This is a genomic window from Streptomyces sp. NPDC051183 (assembly GCF_040682455.1).
In the GTDB taxonomy this organism is placed as follows: Bacteria; Actinomycetota; Actinomycetes; order Streptomycetales; family Streptomycetaceae; genus Streptomyces.
In genome coordinates, this window is the sequence record NZ_JBFBBA010000069.1 from 1 (window position 1) to 23659 (window position 23659).

At 72.1% G+C, this 23659-nt stretch carries 22 protein-coding genes and 1 riboswitch; of the genes, 8 read left to right on the forward strand and 14 right to left on the reverse strand.

Going from position 1 to position 23659, the window contains the following annotated elements; translation table 11 throughout:
- Positions 1 to 260: 260 nt before the first annotated feature.
- The 6 genes from AB0M99_RS35160 to AB0M99_RS35185 form a co-directional block, all read right to left on the reverse strand.
- Positions 261 to 1112, reverse strand: a complete 852-nt coding sequence (locus AB0M99_RS35160) for an ECF transporter S component (protein WP_365927908.1) — start codon at positions 1110 to 1112, stop codon at positions 261 to 263.
- 11 nt (positions 1113 to 1123) lie between these two features.
- Complete coding sequence (locus AB0M99_RS35165; protein ID WP_365927865.1) at positions 1124 to 2914, reverse strand: ATP-binding cassette domain-containing protein; 1791 nt, start codon at positions 2912 to 2914, stop codon at positions 1124 to 1126.
- Positions 2911 to 4293: an energy-coupling factor transporter transmembrane protein EcfT gene (locus tag AB0M99_RS35170; protein ID WP_365927867.1), complete on the reverse strand. Its 1383-nt coding sequence runs from the start codon at positions 4291 to 4293 to the stop codon at positions 2911 to 2913. The genes AB0M99_RS35165 and AB0M99_RS35170 overlap by 4 nt, the downstream gene beginning before the upstream one ends.
- Complete coding sequence (locus tag AB0M99_RS35175) at positions 4290 to 4985, reverse strand: SCO2322 family protein (RefSeq protein ID WP_365927869.1); 696 nt, start codon at positions 4983 to 4985, stop codon at positions 4290 to 4292. Before AB0M99_RS35175 ends, AB0M99_RS35170 begins: the two co-directional genes overlap by 4 nt.
- Entirely contained in the window at positions 4985 to 6256 is a 1272-nt protein-coding gene (locus tag AB0M99_RS35180; RefSeq protein WP_365927871.1) for a prenyltransferase/squalene oxidase repeat-containing protein, read from the reverse strand. The genes AB0M99_RS35175 and AB0M99_RS35180 overlap by 1 nt, the downstream gene beginning before the upstream one ends.
- Positions 6257 to 6384: 128 nt before the next feature.
- Positions 6385 to 6464, reverse strand: a riboswitch (cobalamin riboswitch).
- A 177-nt stretch (positions 6465 to 6641) separates the two neighbouring features.
- Complete coding sequence (locus AB0M99_RS35185; RefSeq protein ID WP_365927873.1) at positions 6642 to 7703, reverse strand: MBL fold metallo-hydrolase; 1062 nt, start codon at positions 7701 to 7703, stop codon at positions 6642 to 6644.
- A 193-nt stretch (positions 7704 to 7896) separates the two neighbouring features.
- On the opposite strand from AB0M99_RS35185, the gene AB0M99_RS35190 reads away from it, so the two are divergent.
- Positions 7897 to 9369 carry an aldehyde dehydrogenase gene (locus tag AB0M99_RS35190; RefSeq protein ID WP_365927875.1) on the forward strand — a complete coding sequence of 491 codons (1473 nt, stop codon included), beginning with the start codon at positions 7897 to 7899 and terminating at the stop codon, positions 9367 to 9369.
- A complete protein-coding gene (locus tag AB0M99_RS35195) occupies positions 9369 to 9602 on the forward strand; it encodes a ferredoxin (RefSeq protein WP_365927877.1) in 234 nt (77 codons plus the stop codon). Before AB0M99_RS35190 ends, AB0M99_RS35195 begins: the two co-directional genes overlap by 1 nt.
- Positions 9603 to 9702: 100 nt before the next feature.
- Here AB0M99_RS35195 and AB0M99_RS35200 read toward each other — a convergent pair whose 3' ends face one another.
- The 5 genes from AB0M99_RS35200 to AB0M99_RS35220 all read right to left on the reverse strand — a co-directional run bounded on the left by AB0M99_RS35200 (position 9703) and on the right by AB0M99_RS35220 (position 13665).
- The gene (locus AB0M99_RS35200; protein ID WP_365927879.1) at positions 9703 to 10341 is read right to left on the reverse strand and encodes a hypothetical protein; all 639 of its coding nucleotides are present in this window, start codon (positions 10339 to 10341) and stop codon (positions 9703 to 9705) included.
- A gap of 358 nt (positions 10342 to 10699) precedes the next feature.
- Positions 10700 to 11338: a hypothetical protein gene (locus tag AB0M99_RS35205; RefSeq protein ID WP_365927881.1), complete on the reverse strand. Its 639-nt coding sequence runs from the start codon at positions 11336 to 11338 to the stop codon at positions 10700 to 10702.
- Between the two features lie 32 nt (positions 11339 to 11370).
- Positions 11371 to 12258 (reverse strand): IS3 family transposase, encoded by an 888-nt coding sequence (locus AB0M99_RS35210; protein ID WP_365927883.1) that lies wholly within the window; start codon positions 12256 to 12258, stop codon positions 11371 to 11373.
- A complete protein-coding gene (locus AB0M99_RS35215; RefSeq protein ID WP_365927885.1) occupies positions 12255 to 12554 on the reverse strand; it encodes a transposase in 300 nt (99 codons plus the stop codon). Before AB0M99_RS35215 ends, AB0M99_RS35210 begins: the two co-directional genes overlap by 4 nt.
- Positions 12555 to 13029: 475 nt before the next feature.
- Positions 13030 to 13665: a TetR family transcriptional regulator gene (locus AB0M99_RS35220; protein WP_365927887.1), complete on the reverse strand. Its 636-nt coding sequence runs from the start codon at positions 13663 to 13665 to the stop codon at positions 13030 to 13032.
- Between the two features lie 205 nt (positions 13666 to 13870).
- Here AB0M99_RS35220 and AB0M99_RS35225 point away from each other — a divergent pair, with 205 nt between their 5' ends.
- From AB0M99_RS35225 to AB0M99_RS35235, 3 genes are read left to right on the forward strand one after another with little or no spacing between them, the layout of a single operon-like run.
- Positions 13871 to 15184, forward strand: a complete 1314-nt coding sequence (locus tag AB0M99_RS35225; protein WP_365927889.1) for a glycosyltransferase family 4 protein — start codon at positions 13871 to 13873, stop codon at positions 15182 to 15184.
- Positions 15185 to 15239: 55 nt separating this feature from the next.
- Positions 15240 to 15974, forward strand: coding sequence for a class I SAM-dependent methyltransferase (locus AB0M99_RS35230; protein WP_365927891.1), 735 nt, complete (start codon positions 15240 to 15242; stop codon positions 15972 to 15974).
- Positions 15971 to 17059: a prenyltransferase/squalene oxidase repeat-containing protein gene (locus AB0M99_RS35235; protein ID WP_365927893.1), complete on the forward strand. Its 1089-nt coding sequence runs from the start codon at positions 15971 to 15973 to the stop codon at positions 17057 to 17059. Before AB0M99_RS35230 ends, AB0M99_RS35235 begins: the two co-directional genes overlap by 4 nt.
- Positions 17060 to 17083: 24 nt before the next feature.
- Here AB0M99_RS35235 and AB0M99_RS35240 read toward each other — a convergent pair whose 3' ends face one another.
- The gene (locus AB0M99_RS35240) at positions 17084 to 17386 is read right to left on the reverse strand and encodes a hypothetical protein (RefSeq protein WP_365927896.1); all 303 of its coding nucleotides are present in this window, start codon (positions 17384 to 17386) and stop codon (positions 17084 to 17086) included.
- Between the two features lie 112 nt (positions 17387 to 17498).
- On the opposite strand from AB0M99_RS35240, the gene AB0M99_RS35245 reads away from it, so the two are divergent.
- Together AB0M99_RS35245 and AB0M99_RS35250 are read left to right on the forward strand one after the other, a co-directional pair.
- Positions 17499 to 18140: a hypothetical protein gene (locus tag AB0M99_RS35245; protein WP_365927898.1), complete on the forward strand. Its 642-nt coding sequence runs from the start codon at positions 17499 to 17501 to the stop codon at positions 18138 to 18140.
- Between the two features lie 36 nt (positions 18141 to 18176).
- Positions 18177 to 18557 carry a hypothetical protein gene (locus tag AB0M99_RS35250; protein ID WP_365927900.1) on the forward strand — a complete coding sequence of 127 codons (381 nt, stop codon included), beginning with the start codon at positions 18177 to 18179 and terminating at the stop codon, positions 18555 to 18557.
- Between the two features lie 71 nt (positions 18558 to 18628).
- On the opposite strand, the gene AB0M99_RS35255 is transcribed toward AB0M99_RS35250, so the two are convergent.
- Positions 18629 to 19108 carry a hypothetical protein gene (locus tag AB0M99_RS35255; RefSeq protein ID WP_365927902.1) on the reverse strand — a complete coding sequence of 160 codons (480 nt, stop codon included), beginning with the start codon at positions 19106 to 19108 and terminating at the stop codon, positions 18629 to 18631.
- A 53-nt stretch (positions 19109 to 19161) separates the two neighbouring features.
- Complete coding sequence (locus AB0M99_RS35260; protein WP_365927904.1) at positions 19162 to 22620, reverse strand: ALF repeat-containing protein; 3459 nt, start codon at positions 22618 to 22620, stop codon at positions 19162 to 19164.
- A 430-nt stretch (positions 22621 to 23050) separates the two neighbouring features.
- On the opposite strand from AB0M99_RS35260, the gene AB0M99_RS35265 reads away from it, so the two are divergent.
- Positions 23051 to 23569, forward strand: coding sequence for a hypothetical protein (locus AB0M99_RS35265; protein ID WP_365927906.1), 519 nt, complete (start codon positions 23051 to 23053; stop codon positions 23567 to 23569).
- Positions 23570 to 23659 lie beyond the last annotated feature (90 nt).

Consider the following 23659-nt stretch of genomic DNA (forward strand, 5'->3'; position numbering starts at 1 on the left):
GCGGCCGGTGAAGCGGGGGCGGAACACCCCTGCCGCCTTGCGACTCATCCAGTTCTACAGACGCCCCGACCCCCTGGCAACGACCCCTCTTACTAGTGGTCCTCGCAGCCGGGGCGGAACGGCCCCTCGTCACACGGAACGGCATACGTGCAGGTGAGGGCGGGGATGAGGGGGTGGCCACGGACCGCCCGAGGACTACGATCCCGCTTCGTATGTGACCTAGGTCCTGTGGGGCGGGTCACCGCCGAGGGCCCCGGATCTCACCCTCTGTCACCCTTCGTACCCCTTTCGGGGGCGTGGTCGGAGGTGGCCGAAACCCCCGAATCGAAGGAAACCGGCGCGTCGAAGGCAGCTTTGCGAGTCGCCCGCCGCAGCGCCTTCAGCAGCGTCGCGCCCAGCGTGAGCGTCAGGACCACGGTCAGCGCCGCCCGGCCCAGGTCCCAGCCCAGCGAGGTCGCCACGCAGTACGCGGCGAAGCGCGCCAGGTTCACCGCCACCGGGTCCCCCGGGTGGAAGGAGACGCCCTGGCCCATGCCCTGCAGGATCACCCAGCCCTGGAGGTTCATGACCGTGCCGTACGCGAACGAACCCGCGAAGCCGTACGCCGCCAGCATCAGCAGCTCCGCCCGCCCCCGGATCCGCTCCGGCCCGGGCAGCAGCCCGGCGCCCAGCGAGAACCAGCCCATGGCCAGCATCTGGAACGGCATCCACGGCCCGACCCCGCCCGTCAGCAGGGCGGAGGCGAACATCGTCACCGAACCGAGGACGAAGCCGAAGCCCGGGCCGAGGACCCGGCCGCTCAGCACCATCAGGAAGAACATGGGCTCCAGGCCGGCCGTACCCGCGCCCAGCGGTCTCAACGCCGCCCCCACCGCGGCGAGCACCCCGAGCATCGCCACCGCCTTGGCGTCCATGCCGTCGTCGGCGACGGTCGCGACGACGACCGCGACGAGCAGCGGGAGCAGCGCGGCGAAGAGCCACGGGGCGTCCTGGGAATGGGCCAGCCCGGACTGCCGGTCGGCCAGCAGCGGCCAGCCGAAGGCGGCGATCCCGATGAGGGTGACCAGGACCAGGGCGGCGGCCGCCCGGGGGCCGATCCGGACGGGGCGCATCGCGGCGCGGCTCACCGCAGCGCCTCGGCGACCTGGCTCACGGTGAGCCAGTGGCCCGGGGCCAGGATCTTCGCCACCTGCGGCGCGAAGGCCGGGGAGGAGACCACGACCTCCGCCGTCGGGCCGTCGGCGACGATCTCGCCGCCGGCCAGGATGACGACGCGGTGGGCCAGCTCGGCGGCGAGCTCCACGTCGTGCGTGGCCAGGACGATGGCGTGCCCGGCCGCGGCCAGGTCGCGCAGGATCGCGATCAGCCGGACCTTGGCGGCGTAGTCCAGGCCACGGGTCGGCTCGTCGAGGAGCAGCAGGGCCGGACGGCCGGTGAGCACCAGGGCCAGGGCGAGGGCGAGGCGCTGGCCCTCGGAGAGGTCCCGGGGGTGGGTGTCGTCGGGGACGTCCGGCAGCAGCGCGGAGACCAGGTCCCGGCAGCTGCCGGGGGCGGCCTGCGCGTCGGCGTCGGCGGCGGCGCACTCGGCGCCGACCGTGTCGGCGTAGAGGAGGTCGCGGGGTTCCTGCGGGACGAGGCCGACGCGGCGGACCATCTCGGGGGGCGGCGTGCGGTGCGGGGTGCGGCCGCCGACGGTCACCTCGCCGGTGGTGGGGGCGAGGGTGCCGACGAGGGTGGACAGCAGGGTGGACTTGCCGGCGCCGTTGCGGCCCATGAGGGCCACGGTCTCGCCGGGTGCGACGGCGAGGTCGATGCCGCGGAGCACCTCCGCGCGGCCGCGGCGGACGGTGAGGCCCCGCACCTCGGCCGGGGCGCCGCCTGCGGCCTCCGCCGGGACGGGCCCGGGCCCGCTCCGGCGGAGCAGGCGCGCCAGCAGTCCGGGCGGAGGTGTGGGTGCGGGTGCGGGGTGCCGCTGCGCGGAGCCGTCCCCTCCCCGCCCCTTCCCGAAACCGGGGGTCCGCCCCGGACCCCGCGCCTCGGTCTCCCCCAGACTCCGTCCGGGGGGACCCCCTGGCGGGGCTGGGTTCTGGCTGCTGTCGTCGGACAGGCGGGCGCGGAGCGGCCCGGCCAGCCGGCGCGCGTCGCGGACCGACAGGGGGAGCGGGGACCAGCCGGCCAGGCGGCCCAGGGAGACCACCGGGGGGTGGACGGGGGAGACGGCCATGACCTCCGCCGGGGGCCCCAGGACCGGAGCCGCCCCGGGGGACGGCAGGAGCAGCACGCGGTCGGCGTACTGGACCACCCGTTCCAGCCGGTGCTCGGCCATCAGCACCGTCGTCCCGAGGTCGTGCACCAGGCGCTGGAGCACCGCCAGGACCTCCTCCGCCGCAGCCGGGTCCAGCGCCGAGGTCGGCTCGTCCAGGACCAGCACCCGGGGGTGCGGGGTCAGGACCGAGCCGATCGCGACCCGCTGCTGCTGGCCGCCGGAGAGCGTGGCGATGGGGCGGTCCCGCAGCTCGTTCAGGCCGAGCAGATCGAGGGTCTCCTCGACCCGGCGGCGCATCACCGCAGGTGGCAGGCCCAGGGACTCCATGCCGTACGCCAGCTCGTCCTCGACCACGTCCGTCACGAAGTGGGCCAGGGGATCCTGGCCCACCGTGCCGACCACGTCCGCGAGCTCGCGCGGCTTGTGCGTACGGGTGTCCCGCCCGGCCACGGTGACGCGTCCGCGCAGGGTGCCGCCCGTGAAGTGCGGGACCAGCCCCGACACCGCGCCCAGCAGGGTGGACTTGCCGACCCCCGACGGGCCGACCAGCAGCGTCAGCTCACCCTCGGGCACCACCAGGTCGACGCCAGCGAGGGAAGGGGAGGACGCGCCGGCGTAGGTGACCGACACCTGCTCGAAGCGGATCACTGCGACGCCTCCTTGGGCGGTACGGGTGCCACGAAGGCGGGCAGCAGGCCGATCAGGACCGCCGCCGCGGGCCACAACGGCAGCTCGGGGGCGACGAGCGGGACCACTCCCGGGAGCAGTGCGTCCGGGGCGACGGTGCCCGCGTACACGAGGAGCGCGGCGACGGCCGCGCCCGAACCGGCGACCAGCCAGGCGCGCGGACCCCAGCGGTCGGGCCGGTAGCGGGTCCGCACCGAGCGGCGCCCGCCGAGCCGCAGGCCCGCGAGGGCCAGCAGCAGGCCGATGCCGAGCACGGGCAGCCCGTACGAGGCACCCTCCGCGGCGAGCAGCCCGTACGTGCCCGCGCACATGCCGAGCAGACCGCCGAGGGTCAGGACGTTGGTGGTGTGCCGGACGGCGGGCGGGACCTGGGCGGTGCGCCCGTAGCCGCGCGCGTCCATCGACGCGGCGATCGCGACGGAGCGCTCCAGGGCGCCCTCCAGGACCGGCAGGCCGATCTGGAGGACGGCCTTCACCCCGCCCGTGGGGCGGCCGCGCAGCCGCCGGGCGGTCCGCAGGCGGACGACGTCGGCGACCATGTTCGGCGCGAAGGTCATGGCGACGACGACCGCGACCCCGGCCTCGTACAGGGCCGCGGGCAGGGACTTCAGCAGCCGGGCCGGATTGGCGAGGGCGTTCGCGGCGCCGATGCAGACGAGGAGGGTCGCCAGCTTGGCGCCGTCGTAGAAGGCGAAGACCAACTGCTCGGCGGTCACCCTGCCGCCGAAGCGGATGCCCTGGGCCCAGGCGGGGAGCGGGACCTCCGGGAGGGTGAACAGGGTGTGCGAGCCGGGGACGGGCGAGCCGAGCAGCATGGAGAAGAGGAGGCGCAGGCCGATGACGACGAGGCCGAGCTTGAGGAACGCCCCGTAGGAACGCGCCCAGGGGGCGGCGGTGCGGCGGGCCGCGACGACGTAGCCCGCGACGCCGATGATCAGGCCGAGCAGGAGCGGATTGGTGGTGCGGGAGGCGGCGGTGGCCAGGCCGAGGGCCCAGAGCCACCACGCACCCGCGTGCAGGGCGGTGGCGCGACTGGCGTGCGGGGCCTTCCAGCGTTCGTACGAGGACCAGTGAGCGGGACCCCGCGCCCCGGGCCGGCTCCGCCCGGGCGGGGCCGCGCCGCCGTCTGCGGCTCCGGTGGGAGTGCGCGTCCCCTCGGGCCGGGCGGGGTACCGGGTGCGGCTGCCCCCGGCGGCTGCCACGCCGGGGCCGGGGCCGGGAGCGACGGCGTCGGCGGGCGTCGGCGTCCGGGCCGGGGTCGGGCCGGTGGGCGGCCGGGTGCCGGGGGCGGACCACGCGTCGGCCCCGGCCCGGGCGCCCGGAGCGCCGGGGTCCGTCATCGGCTGCGGCGGCGGGACTGCCAGACGGCGGCCGCGGCCAGGGCGAGGACCGCGGCGATGCCCGTCAGGAGGCCCGCCGAGGGGCCGCCGTCCCCGGAGTCCCCGGCCGCGGCGGGCGCGGACGGGGCGGAGGAAGGGGCCGAGGGCTTGGGCTGGGCTTCGGCGACCTGGTCGCCGCAGCCCTGCTTCGGGTAGCCGGAGATCGCGCAGAGCAGCGCCCCGCTGTTGTAGCGCAGCGGCTTCGCGACCGCCGCCAGGGCCTCGGCCGCCGTGGCCCCGGGGGCCACCTGCGCACAGGCCGTGCGCGGGGCGTCCTGCGGCGGGGTCTCCCCGGCCGGGGCGTCCGCCGGGACGCCGAAGTCGACGACGACGGCGACCCGCTTGCGGCCCTCCACCGCGGCGGTGGCCCCGCAGACGGCCTCGAAGTCGGCCGCGGCCCGCGGCTTCGCCGCCTCGGTGGACGCGTCCTGGCTCACCGCGAAGCGGAAGCCCAGCGCGGTGCCGTCCGCGGGGCGGGCGATCGAGGGCCCCTGGGTGGCGTACGCCCACGTGCCGCCGGAGCCGTCCCAGAACGACCAGTAGCGGTAGCCCGCCGCCAGCGCCGGGGTGGCGGCCAGCAGGGTCACCAGGACCCCGAAGGCCACCGCGAAGGTCACCCCGAGGGACAGCGCAGCCGTCGTGAGCCGCCGCATCAGAGCTGGTTCCTCTTCCGGCGGCCGCTCAGCAGGATGCCGATGCCCAGGCCGGCCGCGGCGCCCGCCATGACGATCCACCACACGCTCTGGCCGCCGGAGGGCTTGTCCTGCCCGGTCTCCACCTTGGTCGCGGCGTCCGCGCCCTGCGGGGCCGGGCCCTGCGCGTTCAGCTCGGCCACGAGGTCGGTGCCGCCGAAGGCCTTCGGGTCCTTGCCGCCCGCGTGCGCGGCCAGGATCAGCTGGGCGTACGCGCCCGGACCGGCCGTCTTCGCCCACGCGGCGGAGTTCTGCTCAAGCCAGGCCAGCGGCTTCGCGGCGGCGTCCTTGTGGCCGCCCGCGGCGAGCGCGATGACCGCGTCGGCCGTGTTGCCGAAGTCGGGCTGCTCGCCCGCGCCCGCGAGGGAGGACACCAGGTGGTCGCCGGACTTGGCCATGGTGTCGGTCAGGTACCGGGCACCGCCCTCGGCCGCGTCCCCGGGGCCTGCGGCCCCGGCCTTGCAGTTGACCGGGTGCTCGGCGACGGGCTTGTCGGCCTTGGGGGCCTCGACGGTCATGCCCTTGCCCAGGAGGCCGAGCGCCGCGGCCGCGGTGGCGTCGGCGTTGGGCAGCAGCACGCCCTTGTCCCGCTGGAAGGCGAACGCGCCGGTGGGGGTCTCGCCGGTGGTCCCCTCCTCCCGGCAGGTGATCTGGAACTCCTCCAGGGCGCTGTCGGCCGTCCTGCCGGTCTTGGACTTCACCGTGTCGGGCTTCTCGCCGGCCGCCACCAGGGCGCCGATCACGATGCCGGTGGAGTTGGCGTCCGTACCGGTGTCCATGGCGCCGCCGGGGCTGTTGCTCCAGCCGCCGTCCTCGTTCTGTACGGACTTCAGCCAGCCGACGGCCTTCTTCACCGTCTCGTCGTGACCGCCGAGCGCCGCGAGTGCCTGCACGGCGGCCGCGGTGGCGTTGGAGTCGATGTACGTCGTCGCGTCGCAGGCCTTGGCGGTGTCGGGTCGGAAGGCGGGGAAGGCACCGTTCGCGCACTGCTGGCCCGTCAGCCAGTCGACGGGCTGCGCGGCCGGCTTGACCCCGGCCGTGTGCTGGGCGAGGAAGGCGAGCGACTGGCGGAAGACCCCGTCGTACGTCGGGTCGTTCTTGCCGTAGAGCCCGGACGGAATCACCGGGGCGGAGGGCGAGGGCGGCGCGGTGTCGGCGAGGGCTGCGGGAGCGGCACCCACGCAGAGCACGGCGGAGGCGGCGAGCGCGGCTGCGCTGCGGCGGACGTTCATGGGGCGGGTGCCTCTCGTGCTGGGGAGCTGGAGGCAGGCACGCACAGGCACCGGGCTCCGGCTCCGTGTACCTCGACGGTGCCGGCCGCCGGAGGGACCGGCGGCGTGAGCCGCGCACCTCCGGTACAGGGCATTCCGGCTCCCCGCCCGGGCATCGCCGGGGTGGGTCACGGTTGCGGGTCAGCGCCGGAATTGCACCGGCTTCCCCCCGTACGGAAGTGTGGACGACGGGCTCACTCTACCGGCCCGTAGCCTTCGGGCGGGGTGGCGCCGGGCTGGATCACCCCTTACAGCCGGGCCGGGGTCGCCCCTTACGGCCGGGCCGGGGTCGCCCCTTGCGGCGAGGGCGGCTCGCCCCTACACCACCACCCCTACACCACCACCCCTACACCACCGCCCTGTACGCCACCGGGTCGCTGTCCGGCACCGCCTCCGCCCGGCCCTGCTTCACCAGCCGTCGCAGGTGCGCCTCCGCCTCGGAGACGGCGATGTTGCGGGAGCCGTACGGGATCTGCTCCCAGGGGCGGTTCCACTCCATCCGCTCCGCCAGCCCCCACGGGGTCAGCGGCTCGGCCAGCAGCCGCCACAGCCCGGTCAGCCGCGCCTCGTGGTGGTCCAGCAGCTCCCGTACGCGGGCCGGGGCGTCCGTGAAGGCGTGCTGATGGGCGGGGAGCACCTCGGCCGGCTCCAGGCGGCCGATGCGTTCGAGGGAGTCGAGGTAGTCGCCGAGGGGGTCGGTGACCCGGGTGACCCCGTGCTCGTCCGGGGCCTCGTACAGGCCGATGTGCGGGGAGATCCCGGGCAGCAGGTGGTCCCCGGAGAAGAGGCGGCCGTTGCCGGGGAGGTTCGCCGGGTGCTGCTCCTCCAGGTGGAGGCAGACGTGGCCCGGGGTGTGGCCCGGGGTCCAGATCGCCCGCAGCCGGCGGCCGGCCAGCGGCAGCAGCTCCCCGGGGACGATCTCCCGGTCGGGGACGGCGGCCCGCAGCCCGGGCAGGGTGCGCATCCGGCCGCTCGCGCGGGCCGCGCGCAGGGGGGCGATGTGAGCCTCGGGGGCGCCGGCGGCGGCCAGCTTGTCGCTCATGTAGTCGAACCAGACGCCGGGTTCGGAGGCCCGGGTCCGTACGACGACCTCGGTGTCGGCGGCGTGCATGGCGATCCAGGCGCCGGAGGCCTCCCTGACCTGGCCGGACAGGCCGTGGTGGTCGGGGTGGTGGTGGGTGATGACCACGCCGTGGACGTCGGCGACGGCGATGCCGAGCGTGTCGAGGCCGGCGACGAGGGTGTCCCAGGACTCCGGGTCGTCCCAGCCGGTGTCGATGAGGACCGGGCCGCGGTCGGTGTCGAGGACGTGGACGAGGGTGTGTCCGAGCGGGTTGTCGGGGATGGGGACCTTGATGCCCCACACGCCGCCGCCGTGGTCGGTGACCTGTGACGCGTCCTGTGACATGAGGACTCCCTCTGTGTGTGGCGGTCGCGGTGACCGTGAGAACGAGAACGTGTTTCAGTGGTCGCCCAAGTCGACCATCTTCAGGCCGTTCTGACTAGTCGTTGGATCTTCCAGCTGTTCCGTCCTGGCCGTGGACTCCTAGAACTAGAACTGGTATCAGTTCTGGAACGCCAAGCCGCAGGAGGCATCAGCCATGACCGAGCTCGTGGAACACGGACAACTGTTCATCGGCGGTGAGTGGACGGATCCGCTGGGCTCCGAGACGATCGAGATCGTCTCCCCCCACACCGAGCAGGTCATCGGCAGCGTCCCGCACGCCTCGAAGGCGGACGTGGACCGCGCCGTCGCCGTCGCGCGCAAGGCCTTCGACGAGGGCCCCTGGCCGCGGATGTCCCTGGACGAGCGGATCGCCGTCGTCAGCCGGATCAAGGACGCCTTCGCCGTCCGGCACGAGGAGATAGCCCGCTCGATCAGCTCCCAGAACGGGTCCCCGTACTCCTGGAGCATCCTCGCCCAGGCGCTCGGCCCGATGATGGTCTACGACGCCGCGATCACGGTCGCGCGCGCCTACCCGTACGAGGAGCACCGCCAGGGCGTGCTCGGGCCGATCCTCGTGCGCCGCGAACCCGTCGGGGTCGTCGCGGCCGTCATCCCGTGGAACGTCCCGCAGTTCGTGGCCGCGGCCAAGCTGGCGGCCGCGCTGCTCAGCGGCTGCACGGTGGTCCTCAAGCCGTCCCCGGAGGCTGTGCTCGACTCCTACATCCTGGCCGACATCGCCCGCGAGGCCGGGCTGCCGGAGGGCGTGCTGTCGATCCTGCCCGCCGACCGCGAGGTCAGCGAGTACCTCGTCGGCCACCCCGGCGTGGACAAGGTCTCCTTCACCGGCTCGGTGGCGGCCGGCCGGCGCGTCATGGAGGTCGCCTCCCGCAACCTCACCCGCGTCACCCTCGAACTCGGCGGCAAGTCGGCCGCGGTCATCCTGCCGGACGCCGACATCGAGACCACCATCGCCGGGATCGTCCCGGCCGCCTGGATGAACAACGGCCAGGCGTGCGTGGCCCAGACCCGCGTACTCGCACCGCGCAGCCGCTACGAGGAGGTCGCCGAGGCCCTCGCCGCCGCGGCCGGGGCGCTCGTGGTCGGCGACCCGCTCGACCCGGCGACGCAGCTCGGCCCGCTGGTGGCCGAGCGGCAGCAGCAGCGGTCCCTCGACTTCATCCGGATCGGGCAGGAGGAGGGCGCGAAGGTCCTCACCGGCGGCGGCCGCCCGGCGGGCCTGGAGCGGGGCTGGTACGTGGAGCCCACCCTCTTCGGCGACGTCACCAACTCGATGCGGATCGCCCGCGAGGAGATCTTCGGTCCGGTCGTCTGCCTGATCCCGTACGGGGACGAGGCGGAGGCGCTACGGGTCGCCAACGACTCGGAGTTCGGGCTCAGCGGCAGCGTCTGGACGGGAGACGTGGAGCACGGCATCGACTTCGCCCGCCAGGTGCGCACCGGCACCTTCAACGTGAACACCTTCAGCCTGGACATGCTGGGCCCGTTCGGCGGCTACAAGAACAGCGGCGTCGGCCGGGAGTTCGGGCCCGAGGGGCTGAGCGAGTACCTGGAGCACAAGATGATCCACCTGCCCGCCGGGTACGCGCCCCCCGCGGCGGGTGAGTGATGGGCGACCGCTGGCACGTCGAGGTGGACCGCGGGGTCTGCATCGGCTCGGGGATGTGCGTGAACCACGCCCCGGAGGGCTTCGCCCTCGACTCGGCCCGCCAGTCGCACCCGCGCTCCCCGGAGTCGGACGCGAACGAGCCGATCCTCACGGCGGCCGAGGGCTGCCCGGTGGAGGCCATCATGATCACCTTGGCGGACACGGGCGAGGCGGTGTTCCCGCCGGAGGAGTAGCGGGTGAGGAACCGGGGCCCCGCTCAAGGCTCTTGGGAACTTGCCCGCAGCGCGACAGCGCGCAGCCAGTGCACGAATGCACTGGCTGCGCGCTGTCGCGTCAGGACACCAGGTAGTCGTAGGTGCCTACCACGTCCTCGCCGTAGGAGAAGTGCTTCCCGAGGGCGATGTAGCGGTCGTACTGCTCCCGGGGGATGTGCGGGCCGACCTTGTCGAGCGCGCGTAGCAGGAGCCGGAAGGCCAGATCGGGACAGGTCTTGGCTGCGACATCGTTGAGGGTGGGCACGATGCCTGGGACGTATGTGCCGGGCCATCGCAGCGATCCTTCGGTGATCCCTTGTGAGGCCAGCAGGATCTCGTCCAGGACTGCTCCCGTCAGGTGGCCGTAGGGGCTCGGGGGCGCACTCTCCTCGGTTGCAAGGCCGTCGGTGTGCAGACGGTCCTGGCAGAGCCGGATGATCCGGCGTAGCCAGTCACGGCCGTCGTGGCCTTCCCGTCGAAGGTCGTGGAAGGGATAGGCGGCAACCGACCAGAGCGCCTCGATCTGCCACATGGGCAGACCGGCGGTCTCTAGCCGGAGAGTGTCCAGGAGAATCGATTCGGCGAGCCATGCCGGGTTCCTGGTGATGTAGCCCGTCAGGACCTCGACGTCGCTGCCGTCGCTTCGCCAGTGCGCGTGGAATGCCTGGCCCAGGTTGGTCAACCCGAAGGTGGTGGAGCCGCCGTACCGCGCACTCATCTGTCTTTCCTGACCGGGAGGGGGAACATGGAAGTTACGTACCAGCCCTTGGGGTGTCCAGTTGGGCCTTCACGGGGAGTGACGAGTACAACCGCACCCGTCTGCGCAAGCATCCCGTCTACGGGTACGTCACCCCCGTTGAAACCAGGGCGCTGACGGCGCAAGACCTCGTCCCCGCAGCGTAACCACCCGCTGTCCAGGCTCAAGGGGGAACTTCATCGGCGACCAGGGCTTCGATTTTCGCCCCGGAGGAGTAGGGGGGTGAGGAACCGGGGGTCCGCTCAAGGCTCTTGGGAACTTGCCCGCAGCGCGACAGCGCGCAGCCAGTGCACAAATGCACTGGCCGCGCGCTGTTGCGTTAGGACGACCGGTAGTCGTAGTAGCCCACCACGTCCGCGTCATAGGCGAAGCGCTTCCCGAGGGCTGCATAGCGGTCGAACTGCTCCCGGGAGATTCGCGGGCCGACCTTGTCAAGCGCGCGCAGCAGAAGGCGGAAGGCTAGGTCGGAGCAGACCTTGGCTGCGACGTCGTTGAGGGCGGGCGCGATGCCTGGGACGTATCCGCCGAACGCTCGCAGCGACCCTTCGGTAATCCCTTGGGAGGCCAGCAGGATCTCGTCCAGAACGGCTCCCGTCAGGTGGCCGTAGGGGCTTGGCTGCGCACTTTCCACGGCGGCGGCGCCGTCAGTTTGGAGACGGTCCTGGCAAAGTCGAATGATCCGGCGCAGCCAGTCAGAGCCCTCGTGGCCTTCCCGCCGAAGGTCGTGGAAAGGATGGGTGGCGACAGACCACAGCGCCGCGATCTGCCATGTGGGCAGGCCAGCGGTTTCCAGCCGGAGGGTGTCCAGGAGGATCGACTCGGCGAGCCAGGCCGGGTTCCCGGTGATGTATACCGTCAGGACCTCGACGTCACTGCCGTCGCTTCGCCAGTGTGCGTGGAATGCCTGGGCCACATCGGTGAAGCCGAAGTCGGTTGCGCCGCCATAGCGTGCACTCATGAAGTTTCCCCGTGATCTCGGACACTCGATGGTTATGCCGCGAGAGCGTGTTGATGCCGCTGCCGGGTCTCGGCCGGGGTGAGGTAGCCGAAGATCTTGTGCTTGCGCAGGCGGCGGCGGTTGTAGAAGGTCTCGATGAAGGTGAAGACCTCGGCGCGGGCGGTCGCCCGGTCGGGCCAGGTCCGGGTGCCGATCTCCTCCTTGAGCAGGGCCCAGAAGCTCTCTGCGGCGGCATTGTCGAAACATGATCCGGTCCGCCCGCAGCTCTGCCGGAGTCCCAACTCGCCTATTCGCTCGCGGAATTGGGATGAGGTGAACTCGCTGCCGCGATCACTGTGGATCACACAGCCCGGCTCCAGGTTCCCCCGGCCATGGGCCATGTCCAGGGCGCCGACGACGAGCTCGGCACGGTGGTGATCGGCCATGGCATAGCCGACGGCCTCGCGGGTGGCCAGGTCCAGCCAGCAGGCGAGGTAGAGCCAGCCCTCGGCAGTGGGCAGGTAGGTGATGTCGCCGACCAGCTTGATCCCGGGACGCTCGGCGTGGAAGTCGCGGCCGATCAGGTCCGGGGCCGGCTTCGCCTTCGCATCCGGCCGGGTCAGCGAGCGGCGCTTGCGCCGCGTGACGCCGCGTATGTCGCGCTCGCGCATCACGCGGGCGATGCGCTTGCGGTTCACCCGCCGGCCCAGGCGTCGCAGTTCGGCGTGGATGTGCGGGACACCGTAGGTGTGGCGGGAGGCGATGTGCAGCACCGTGATCTCGTGTCCGAGCGCGTCGTCGGCGGCCTCCCGGGCGCGGCGGGCCGCCTCGCCATCACACCACGCGTAGTACGACGAGCGGGCGACCTTCAGCACCCGGCACAGCAGAACGACCGGGTAGTTCGCCTTCTCCGCGTGGATGAACCGGTACAGCTCGCTCACCGGTCGCTCTCCTTCACGAAGAAGGCCGTCGCTTTTTTCAGGATCTCGATCGTCTGCTGCTGTTCGCGGACCTCCTTGCGCAGCCGCTTGAGTTCCTCACGCTCGGCGCTGGTCAGCTCACCGGGCTCGCCCTCGCCCCGGTCCGCCTTGGCCCGGCGGTACCAGCCGCGCAGGGACTCCGAGCTGATGCCGAGTTCCCGGGCCACCGCAGTGACCGTCTTGCCCGAGGAGTCGACGAGCGCGATCGCGTCCCGCTTGAACTCCTCGGTGTACCGCTTCGTGTACTTGCTTCCCACCTGGTGCTACTTCCTCTGGAGCCTCAGGTCCCAGTCTCCAGGTGTCCACGATCAAGGGGAAGCTTCACATCCGGCCTCATCCCGGTACCCCCACAGTCAGCAGGGGCAGTGCCACCCCACTGAGAAATCAAGGAAGACCATACCTCTTCGGGCTCCTCGTCGTATTACCCGGTGAGTTTTGGCTCGAGGGACACCTGTCACGAGGTCACTGGTCGTCTACGGCCACTGGCCAGAGCTTCGGATCGATTCGTCTAGCAGCCTGCGGCCGCCGTCTCGGAGGGGCGCGTTGTGATTTGGGGCCCCTAGTTACACGCCAGGGTCATCTGGGCGCCGTTTGGGGCAGGTTGGGGTCGTCCTTGGTTCCTGCGCCCCTGTTTCCGTCCGGTAAGGGGGCGCGGGTTCGGAAACCCCATGCCCTGTCGGGCTTTCGGTCAGGGGCGGTCCCGCCCCCGTACCGCCGGGCCGTCCGGCGGGATCAGGACTTTTCTGGCGCCGTCAGGTCGATCAGGCGGCAGACCGTTTCGATGTCGATCTTGACCTGGGCGATCGAGGCTCGGCCCGAGAGCCAGGTGATGAGGGCCGAGTGCCAGGTGTGCTCGATGACGCGGACCGCCGAGAGCTGTTCCGGGGTCGGCGGGGCGTCCAGGCCCATCGCGTCCAGGATGATCGCCGTGGTCAGCCGGGACACCGTGTCCACCTCGGGGCTCACGCTGCGGTCCGCGAAGGTCAGTGCCCGCACCATCGCGTCCGCCAGGTGCGGCTCGCGCTGGAGGGCGCGGAAGGCGCGCATCAGGGTCTCCGCCACCCGGGCCGCCGGTTCGTCGCCCGCCGGGGGGCGTTTGCGCAGGGTGGTGTGCATGTGCTGGAGCTGGTCCTGCATGGTGGCGACGAGCAGGTGCACCTTGGAGGGGAAGTAGCGGTAGAGCGTGCCGAGCGCGACCTGCGAGGACTCCGCGACCTCGCGCATCTGGACCGCGTCGAAGCCGCCGCGGCTGGCCAGCTGGGCGCTGGCGTGCAGGATCCGGCGGCGGCGGGCCTCCTGGCGTTCCGTCAGGGGAGGGGACGCCGGTGTGATCGCCGGTGTCGTGACGGCCTTCGCATCCGCTGTCATGTGTCCCGTTCCTGGCGTGGCGAGGTCTGCTCCGGGGCCAGCATGTCAGGCGCCGGAGCCGTGGCGCGAATCACCTGCTCCACCTCTTACGGTGGGGTTCCCGGCCGGTAGATTCAATGGTCTTCAACGGATCAAGTCTGAAACTTGTTCTACATTATCCGAGCGGTTACGCTCCGGCGAAAGTGCAGGGAGAAGGGGGCCGAGAGTGACCGCTGAGGCCATGGTGACGAGCCCTTTCGTGGGTTCCGCCACCGACGGCGACCGCCCGTTGCGCATCGCACTCCTCACCTACAAGGGGAACCCGTTCTGCGGCGGTCAGGGCGTCTACGTCCGTCACCTCTCGCGCGAGCTCGTCAAGCTCGGGCACTCCGTCGAGGTCATCGGCGCGCAGCCCTACCCCGTGCTCGACACCGGAGCCACGCTCACCGAACTGCCGAGCCTGGACCTCTACCGCAGCCCCGACCCGTTCCGCACTCCCAAGCGCGACGAGTACCGGGACTGGATCGACGCCGTCGAGGTCGCCACGATGTGGACCGGCGGGTTCCCCGAGCCGCTGACCTTCTCGCTGCGGGCCCGACGCCATCTGCGCGCCCGCGCCGGTGAGTTCGACGTCATCCATGACAACCAGACGCTCGGGTACGGACTCCTCGGCGACCTGGGCGCACCCCTGGTGACGACGATCCACCACCCCATCACCGTCGACCGGGGGCTCGACCTCGCCGCCGCCAAGGACCGCAAGAAGCGGGCCTCGGTGCGCCGTTGGTACGCCTTCACGCGCATGCAGGGCCGCGTCGCCCGCCGCCTGCCGTCCGTGCTCACCGTCTCCGGCTCCTCCCAGCAGGAGATCGCCGAGCACCTGGGCGTGCGCGACGAGCGCATCCACGTCGTGCACATCGGCGCCGACACCGAGCTCTGGTCGCCCGACGCCTCCGTCGCCGAGGTGCCCGGGCGGATCGTGACCACCTCCAGCGCCGATGTTCCGCTCAAGGGCCTGGTGCACCTCGTCGAGGCGCTCGCGAAGCTCCGTACCGAGCAGCCCGACGCCCACCTCGTCGTCGTCGGCAAGCGCGCCGAGCGCGGACCGGTCGCCCGCGCGATCGAGACGTACGGGCTCCAGGACGCCGTCCGCTTCGTCAAGGGCGTCACCGACGCCGAACTCGTCGACCTGGTCCGCAGCGCGCAGATCGCCTGCGTGCCCTCCCTCTACGAAGGCTTCTCGCTCCCGGCGGCCGAGGCCATGGCCACCGGCACCCCGCTGGTCGCCACCACCGGCGGAGCCATCCCCGAGGTGGCCGGCCCCGACGGCGAGACCTGCCTCGCGGTGCCCCCGGGCGACGCGGGAGCCCTCGCCGCCGCGCTGGCCCGGCTGCTGGGCGACCCGGAGCTGCGCGCCCGCCTCGGCGCCGCCGGGCGCGAGCGGGTCCTGGCCCGGTTCACCTGGGCCAAGGCGGCCGAGGGCACCGTGGTGCACTACCGCGAGGCCATCGAGCAGACCGCCCGTACTCGCCGGGCGCGCTGACCTTCCGCTTTTCCCATCCCCCCGAACACCCCCGCGACCGCGAAGGCAGGACCCCGTGCTGACCGTCGATTTCTCCCGGTTCCCGCTCGCCGCAGGCGACCGTGTGCTCGATCTGGGCTGCGGCGCAGGCCGGCACGCCTTCGAGTGCTACCGGCGCGGCGCCCAGGTGGTCGCAGTCGACCGCAACGGCGAGGAGATCCGCGAGGTCGCCAAGTGGTTCGCCGCGATGAAGGAGGCCGGCGAGGCCCCGGCCGGCGCCACCGCCACCGCGATGGAGGGCGACGCCCTCGCGCTGCCCTTCCCCGACGAGTCCTTCGACGTCGTGATCATCTCCGAGGTGATGGAGCACATCCCCGACGACAAGGGCGTGCTCGCCGAGATGGTCCGCGTCCTCAAGCCCGGCGGTCGCATCGCCATCACCGTGCCGCGCTACGGCCCCGAGAAGATCTGCTGGGCGCTGAGCGACGCGTACCACGAGGTCGAGGGCGGCCACATCCGCATCTACAAGGCGGACGAGCTCCTCGGCAAGATGGAGGCCGCCGGCCTCAAGCCGTACGGCACGCACCACGCGCACGGGCTGCACTCCCCGTACTGGTGGCTCAAGTGCGCCTTCGGCGTCGACAACGACAAGGCGCTGCCGGTCAAGGCGTACCACAAGCTGCTGGTCTGGGACATCATGAAGAAGCCCCTGGCCACGCGCCTCGCGGAGCAGGCGCTGAACCCCGTCATCGGCAAGAGCTTCGTGGCGTACGCGACGAAGCCGCACCTCCCGGTCGGCGCGGCCCTGTGACCTCGCCCGGGCGCACCGAGCCGGAACACCTGGTCCTGGACGGCGTACTGACCGCCGAGCAGGCCGCCGAGACGGTGGCGGGGATCCTCGCCGCGCAGCGCGCGGACGGGGCCATCCCGTGGTTCCGCGGGCACCACCTGGACCCGTGGGACCACACCGAGGCCGCGATGGCGCTCGACGCGGCGGGCGAGCACGGGGCCGCGGAGCGGGCGTACGAGTGGCTCGCGCGCCACCAGAACCAGGACGGCTCCTGGCACGCGGCCTACGCCGACCGCCCGGACGGGGTGGACACCGCCGAGCCGCAGGACGCCGGCCGGGAGACCAACTTCGTCGCGTACATCGCGGTCGGGGTCTGGCACCATTACCTGGCGACGGGCGACGACCTCTTCCTGGACCGCATGTGGCCGGCCGTGTACGCGGCCGTGGAGTTCGTCCTCGCGCTGCAGCAGCCGGGCGGGGAGATCGGCTGGAAGCGGGAGGCGGACGGCACGGCCGTGACCGACGCGCTGCTGACCGGCTCCTCCTCGATCCACCAGGCGCTGCGCTGCGCGCTGGCCATCGCCGAGCACCGCGAGGAGCCGCAGCCGGACTGGGAGCTGGCGGCGGGCGCGCTGGGGCATTCGATACGCCGCCACCCCGAGCGGTTCCTGGACAAGTCCCGGTACTCGATGGACTGGTACTACCCGGTGCTGGGCGGTGCGCTCACCGGCGCCGAGGCGAAGGCGCGGATCGAGGAGCGGTGGGAGGAGTTCGTCGTCCCGGACCTCGGGGTGCGGTGCGTGCTGCCGAACCCGTGGGTGACGGGCGGGGAGTCCTGCGAGCTGGCGCTCGCGCTGTGGGCGACGGGGGAGTCGGACCGGGCGCTGGAGATCCTGCGCTCGATCGGGCACCTGCGGGCCGAGAACGGCATGTACTGGACGGGCTACGTCTTCGAGGACAAGGCGGTGTGGCCGGTGGAGCAGACCACCTGGACCGCCGGGTCCCTGCTGCTCGCCGTCGCGGCGCTGGGCGGGGACGAGGCGACGGCCGAGGTGTTCGGCGGCACCTCTCTGCCGGACGGCCTGGAGCCGGACTGCTGCCGCTAGGGGGTGTCTGGCGGCGCCGCTGCCTCAGCGGCGGTAGAGCCAGCCTGCGGTGACGTGGCCGACGACGAGGTAGGTCACGGCCGCGATGCCGTGGCCGACGACGACCTGGACCCATTCGCGGCTGAAGGTGAACAGGTCGTAGGACCAGCCGGAGAGCCAGGCGGCGGCGTCGTGGACGAAGTCGACGAGGCCGTTGCCCTGGTTGGCGTCCAGCAGGTACAGCAGGATCCACAGGGCGATCACGAAGGCCAGCGCGTCCGCCACCAGTGCGACGGTCCGGCCGGCCCGGCTGCTTCCGCGGGCGTGTACTCGCGAGTGTGTGGGCATGCAGCGCGTCTTGCCGCGATGGCGGCGCGCAAACCCGAACGGGTCCCCCCGGTGGTGGGGCCGGGCGGGCGGGGTGAGGCTGCGGGGGACACCTCAGTCCCCGGAGGCAATCGTGGCCGTATCCACCACCGTCCGATTCCGCCGCGCCCTCACGGCGCTGGTCCTGTCCACCGCGCTCGTCGCCGGCGCCACCGCCTGCGGCAGCGGCGGTGACGGCGGGGGCCAACGCGAGGAGGTCTCCGCGGCGGCGGTGGCCGAACTGGCCGTCCTCACGGCCGCGGAGCCCGCGGCCGTGGAGGAGGACGAGCTGGCCGCGGCGACGCCCTCGCCCAGCACCAGCGCCGAGAAGCAGAAGTTCGCCAAGACGCGCTTCGTCGCCAACGCCGGGCTCGCGGCCGGGGCGACGTACCAGTGGATCATCAAGCCGTACCGCGCGGGCAAGTTCAAGAAGGGCGCGAAGGGCCGTACGTTCGCGCTCATCAAGGCGGGCCTCGCGGGCGCCTTCGCGTACAACCGGCTGAAGGCGGCGGCGGACAACGCCAAGGGCGACCCGCTGCTGTCGAAGGCGATGGGCCCGCTGACGGCGGGCATCGACTCGCTCAAGGGCCTCGGCAACAAGCTCCGCAAGGGCCAGGCGGGTGACGCGGACATCGACGCCTTCCAGAACGTGATCAACGGCGTCAAGGAGGCGGGCAAGAGCGCGGGCGCGGAAGTGACCGACAAGGTCCCGAGCGTTTCCCAGCTGGGCGGATAGCCGGGGGCGACGCGGGCGACCTGTTTCAATGGTCGTGTGATCGAGTTCGTGTTGGCCGCCTCGGTGGCCGCCGGGGCCGGGTGGCTCCTGAGGCGCAAGCACCGCGCGCGGGTGGCCGCCGGGCCGGTGGCCGGGATCCCGTGCATGGCGCGCCGGCCCGCCGGCGAGGGCCGCTGGCGCATCGGCCGGGTGTACGCAGAGCCGGGCGCGGCCCGCTGGGTCCCGCGGCGCGGCGCGCCGGTGGTGCTGGCCGAAGGCCGGGCCACCGGGGTGCGGATGCCCTCCGTGCGGGAGGGGATCTCCATCAACCCCGGGTCGCGGATCGTGACCTGCACGTACGCGGACGGCGGGACGATGGAGATCGCCGTGATGCCGCTGGACCTGCGTGAGCTGCTGGCGGCCGTGCCGCAGGCCTGATCGTTGACACAAAGGCCGAGGGGCGGTCTCGGTGAGACCGCCCCTCGACTGCTGCCCGGACCCGCCGCGTACTAGTCGGGGAGGGTCACGGACACCAGGTACACGCTCACCCGGTCACCCCGCTCGTCGACCAGCAGGTCGAAGGTGGGCTTCTTGGGCGTGGTGAAGTCCGTGTACATGGGGTACGAGCGTCCGGGCTCGACCTTCAGCCCGAGCTCGTCCATGGTGTCCGCCGGGAACGGCGTCTTGGCGGGCGTCCTCTTCTTCCCGTCGACGATGGTCTCGCCGTACGGCCACTGCGTGGAGATCGCGAGATCGACGCCGTGGTCCGTGAGGTACTGGTCCGCACAGGCCTTCGGCGCGGTGAAGCTCAGCGTCATCTCCGGTCCGAACATCTTGGAACCGGAGAAGCGCAGGTCCTCGGTCTCGCAGGCCGGCAGCTCCAGCCCGAACGCGTCCAGCACCTCCTGGCGGGAGGCACCGCACCCGGACAGCAGGACACCGGCCGTGGCGACGGCCACCGCGGAACGGATCACCGTGCGTATGCGCATCGAGCCACCTTCTTTGATCGTCGGCGAAATCATATGACGGGTTCCGGATCCGGCTACCTGGTGATGTCGATCGTCGTCACCTTGCTGCCCTGGATGGCGAAGTCCTTGCCGTACCCGACCGGGGGCAGCGCGGCCCAGGGGCCCAGCGGCGTACCGCCGTCGCCCGCATCGAAGTTGTAGTCCTTGTAGATGTCGATGCGGACATCGCCCTTGATCCGGTACTTGCCGCCTTCCAGCTTGGTGAACTCCAGGTCACCGCTCTGGCGGTAGCTGAACCCGCGCATGGCCGCCCACAGGTCGGTGCTCTCCCCGAAGGCGAAGCTGTCGTTGTGCCACCACGAGTCCATGCCCATCCGGCAGGTGGTGCCGACGCCGCCGGGGCACTGGGCCGAGGCCTGCTCGGCGTACGCCTTCAGCTGCTTGAACCGGCGGTCCTCCCAGCCCCGGGCCGCGAGCATCTTGGTGAAGTCGTCGTTCGTCAGGTCGTAGGGCTTGTCGTTGCGCACGAACAGCCACCGCTCGTAGAGGCGGCAGGCGAAATCGCCGAGCGCGCAGACGCCCGTACCCGCGGCGGCCACCTGCGGCGCCCACTGCAACGCCAGCATCTTGTCCCAGAAGGACGCGCTGTTGTACTTGGGGTGCTCGGCCTGGTCGGAGCCCGGGTGCAGCTCGCCCTTGCCCGTGACGCCGATGCTCGGCTTGGGCTTGAACTCCTCGATGATCTTGTTCATCAGGGCGCCCAGGGCGCGGACGCCCTCGATCTGGGCCTCGGCCGCGCTCTTGCCGGCCGCGATCGCGTCGTTGCGCGCGCGGTTGGCGGACGCGTAGGCGTCCGAGGCGGACGCGCTGGCCCGGGCCGCGGAGTAGTTCGCCGACTTGGCGGAGTTCGCCGCCCACTGGGCCGCGTTCTTCGCCTGCGCGGCCGCGTTCCTGGCCTGCTGGGCCGAGTTCGTCGCCTGCTGGGCGGACACGTCGGCCGCCTTGGCCGAGTTCTTGGCGTCGGTGGCGAAACCGTTGGCCTTGACGGCGGAGTCACGGGCGTCCTGCGCGTAGCGCAGCGCGTCGTTCTTGGCGTCGTTGGCGGTGGCGGCGTACTCGGCGGCCAGCGAGGCGCTCTGGCTCGCGCTCGCCGCGGCACCCGCGGCGTTGGCGATCAGACCGCGGACGGTCGCGATGTGCGTGGCGGACTCGTGGTCCTCCTTGGCGGCCTGGAAACGGCCCACGGTCGCGAACTCGTGCAGCATGCTCGGCGGTCCGGACAGGACGACCTGCGCCCTGGCCTGCCCCTGCGGTCCGCCGTTGCGGGCGACGTCGAGGGCGATCATCCGGTCGTCCTCGATGCGGGCGTCGTACCAGCCCTGCTCCAGGAACTGGCGCAGCGCCTCCGGGGTCTTCGCGTTGATCGCCGCGTCGGCCTCCTTCTGCACGACCGGGCCACCGGTCTGGGAGATCTTCAGGACCTCCACCCGGAAGTCCTCGACCTGCGCCTGGTACTGGCCCGTCTTCAGGAAGCTGGAGACGGAGGAGTACGGGCTGCTCAGCGCGGCACCGGCCGCGGGGCGCAGCGCCGGGGAACCGGTGACGGTCATGGTGCCGACCCGCTCGCGGTCGTCCTGCTCCTCCGCGACGGGGCGGGCGGTGCGCACCCAGGAGACGACGTCGGCGTCCGTGCCGGACAGCGCCGTCTCGGCGGCCATCTTCGTCCAGGCGCCACCGGTCTCGATGATCCGTACGGCGGCCTTGCGGCCCTTGGTGGCGGCGTCGGCCTCGGTGACGCCCGGCGCCACGGCCTCACCGAGGAGCTGGTTGGTCTGCACGTCGCGCCGGGTGGCCTCGGCCTCGTTGGCCCGGGCCGTCTTGCGCTTGGCCTGGTCCTGGGCCTTCAGGTCCTGGGCGATGACGGTGGCCTGCTCCTGCTGGGCCTGGAGCTGCGCCGCCTCGGTCTCGCGGGCGGTCTTCTCGATGACGCTCGCCTGGGTCACCGCGTCCGCGGCCGTCCTGGCGGCCTCGGCGGCCCGGTCCGCGTGCACCTTCGACTGGTTGGCGAAGTTGACGGCCTGTCCCGCGTGGGCAGCGGCCTCGTCAGCGGCAGCGGCCGACTTCCGGGCGTGGTCCACGGCTTCGTTGGCGGCCCTGTGCGAGGCCCGCGCGGCGGTGATGGCCTGACCGGCCAGGCGCTCGGCGTTGTTCGCGGCGTTCTCCGCGGTGGTGGCGGCGGCCCGGGCCCTGGCGGCGGCGTTGTTCGCCCGCGCGGCCTCGGCGCTGGAGATGCCGGACTGGCGTCCGGCCTCGGCGGCGGCGGCGGCCGAAGCGGCGGCGTTCTTGCTCGCGCTCACGGCCGCCTTGGCGGAACCGAGCGAGGAGACGAGCGATTCGATCGCGCCGGCCAGCGCGTTCGCGATGGTCTGGGCGCCCTCGGCGGCCTCGCGGGCCACCCGTGCGGCGTCCCGGGCCGCACCGGCCTGGGCGTTGTCCCTGGAGGCGGCGGACGCCGCGTTGTACGCGCGGGACGCGGCGTTGCCGGCGGCCGTGGCGGCGCTGGCGGCGGCCGCGGCGGCGTGCGCCGCCTGACGTGCGGCGGACATGGCGGTGTTCGCGGCCTGGATCGCGGTCCGGGCGGCGGCGGCGGCGCCGGTGGCCGCGTCGGCGGCGCGCAGTGCGGCCGCGCGGGCCTCCTTGGAGGAGGCCTGGGCCTGGGAGGCTTCCCAAGCGGCCTTCTCCGCGGCGGCCTTGGCGTCGGCGGCGGCGCGGACGGCGCGGTCGGACGCCTCCTTGGCCGCCAGTGTCTCCGCCTTGGCGTTCTGGCTCGCCTTCTCGGCGACCTGGCCGAGCTGAGCGATGCTCATCGTCTCCTGGTCGCGGGCCCGGGCGACGTGCTGTCCGTTGAGCAGGAACTCGTGGACGGCGGCCGCGGAGGTGTTGAGTGCCTCCTGGGCGGCCTTGTTCAGGTTCGTGCCGGCGGACTGGAGCATCATCATGACCTCGATGCGCTCGTCCTCCGCCCGAGCGGCGTACTGGCCGTCGGACCGGAACGCCAGCAGCGCGGCGATGCTCTTCTTGTTGATCGCCTTCGTGCCGTCCTCGCGGACGGCGTCCCCGCCGGCGGTCATGATGTCGAGCACGGCCATGCGCTCGTCCTCAAGGGCGGCGCCGCTCTTGTTGAGGTCCTGCTTCAAGTAGTCGTGCAGCTTCTGCGGCGACGCGTTGACGGCCGCGTTGAGCTCGGCGGCGACGTTGGGACCGGCGGCGTTCAGCATCATGAACGCCTTCATGCGTTCGTCCTGCTGCTGGTAGGAGGCCGCGTCGTTCTTGAGGAACGCGGTGACCTCGGCGTCTGTGCCGGCGAGGACCGCGGCCGCGGCCTCCTTGGTCGTGTCGCCACCGGTACGCCACAGTTCGACGAGCTGGGCACGCGCGCTCAGCTGCGGGACGACCGGGTCGGCGGCGGTGGCCACGCCGGCCGCTCCCCCCAGCAGTCCTGCGCTCAGCGTGAGCGTTATCGCTCCCGCCACGGTCGAGCGGAGGATTCCCCCGCTCAGCCCGAAGGACGGACCCTGATTCCAGGGCCCGGTGTTCCTATTCAACTTTTATCCCCCACGGATGATGCGTGTGCGAAGCGGAATGCCGAGTCCGGTTTGGGCAGGGACCCGGGCGTCTCGTGGTGACAGTACAGGGAGCGTTCGACCATGATCACGAATGCCTTGAATGTCCGCTATGGCCGATCGTGACCTGGGGCTTTGATTTTTTTCGGCCAAGCTCCTGTGGTACAAAAGATCTTGCCGTACGGGGCGGTTGATGCGCGGGGGGGAATTTCGCGACCGAAAAGCCTTCTGCGACTACTCGCGAGTAGGGTCTTATGGCCGTACGGAAAATTTGCGCGCGCGCGTGCCCGGAATTCGGCAGCTCGCATTCCCCCTCTTTTTCGCATCGGAAAGAGGAAGAATGAAGAAGCTGTCGCGCAATGCACTGATGGTCGGCGCTGTGGTCGCCGCGGTGGGCGCGGTGGGCGTGGCCGGTTCGCTGACCGCGTCCGCGAACCCGGCGTCCGCGGCGCAGGCCGCGAACGCCACGGACATGCCGTACGCGGTGGAGAACTTCGAGTACCCCAAGACGGAGGCCGACGCGGCCTTCGCGGCGCGCGGCATCAAGCTCAAGAGCGGCGACGGCAACATCATGTACGTCGACTGCGCCGTCGGCGGCAACCTGCTGGAGTTCTACAGCAGCACCGACCGCACCGACACCTTCTGCTTCAGCGTCACCGGCAACGGCGGCTACCTGAACCTCGAACTGCCCGCCGTGTACTCGGCCAAGGGCAACGACTACAAGGTCCGCGTCGACATGACCGTCGACAACACCGAGGTCTCCTTCGACGTCAAGCAGAACTCCTGGACCAGCGTCGGCAAGCTCCTCGACCCCGCCAAGCGCGACCACGCGCTGGTGTCGATCCGCGCGACCAAGTAGTCCTGCGGCAGCCGCGGCCGGGTCGGTGCGGGGCTGGCCTTCGCCACGCTGTTCAGCGCCGTCGACATTTCGGCGACGCCGGAGGTGACC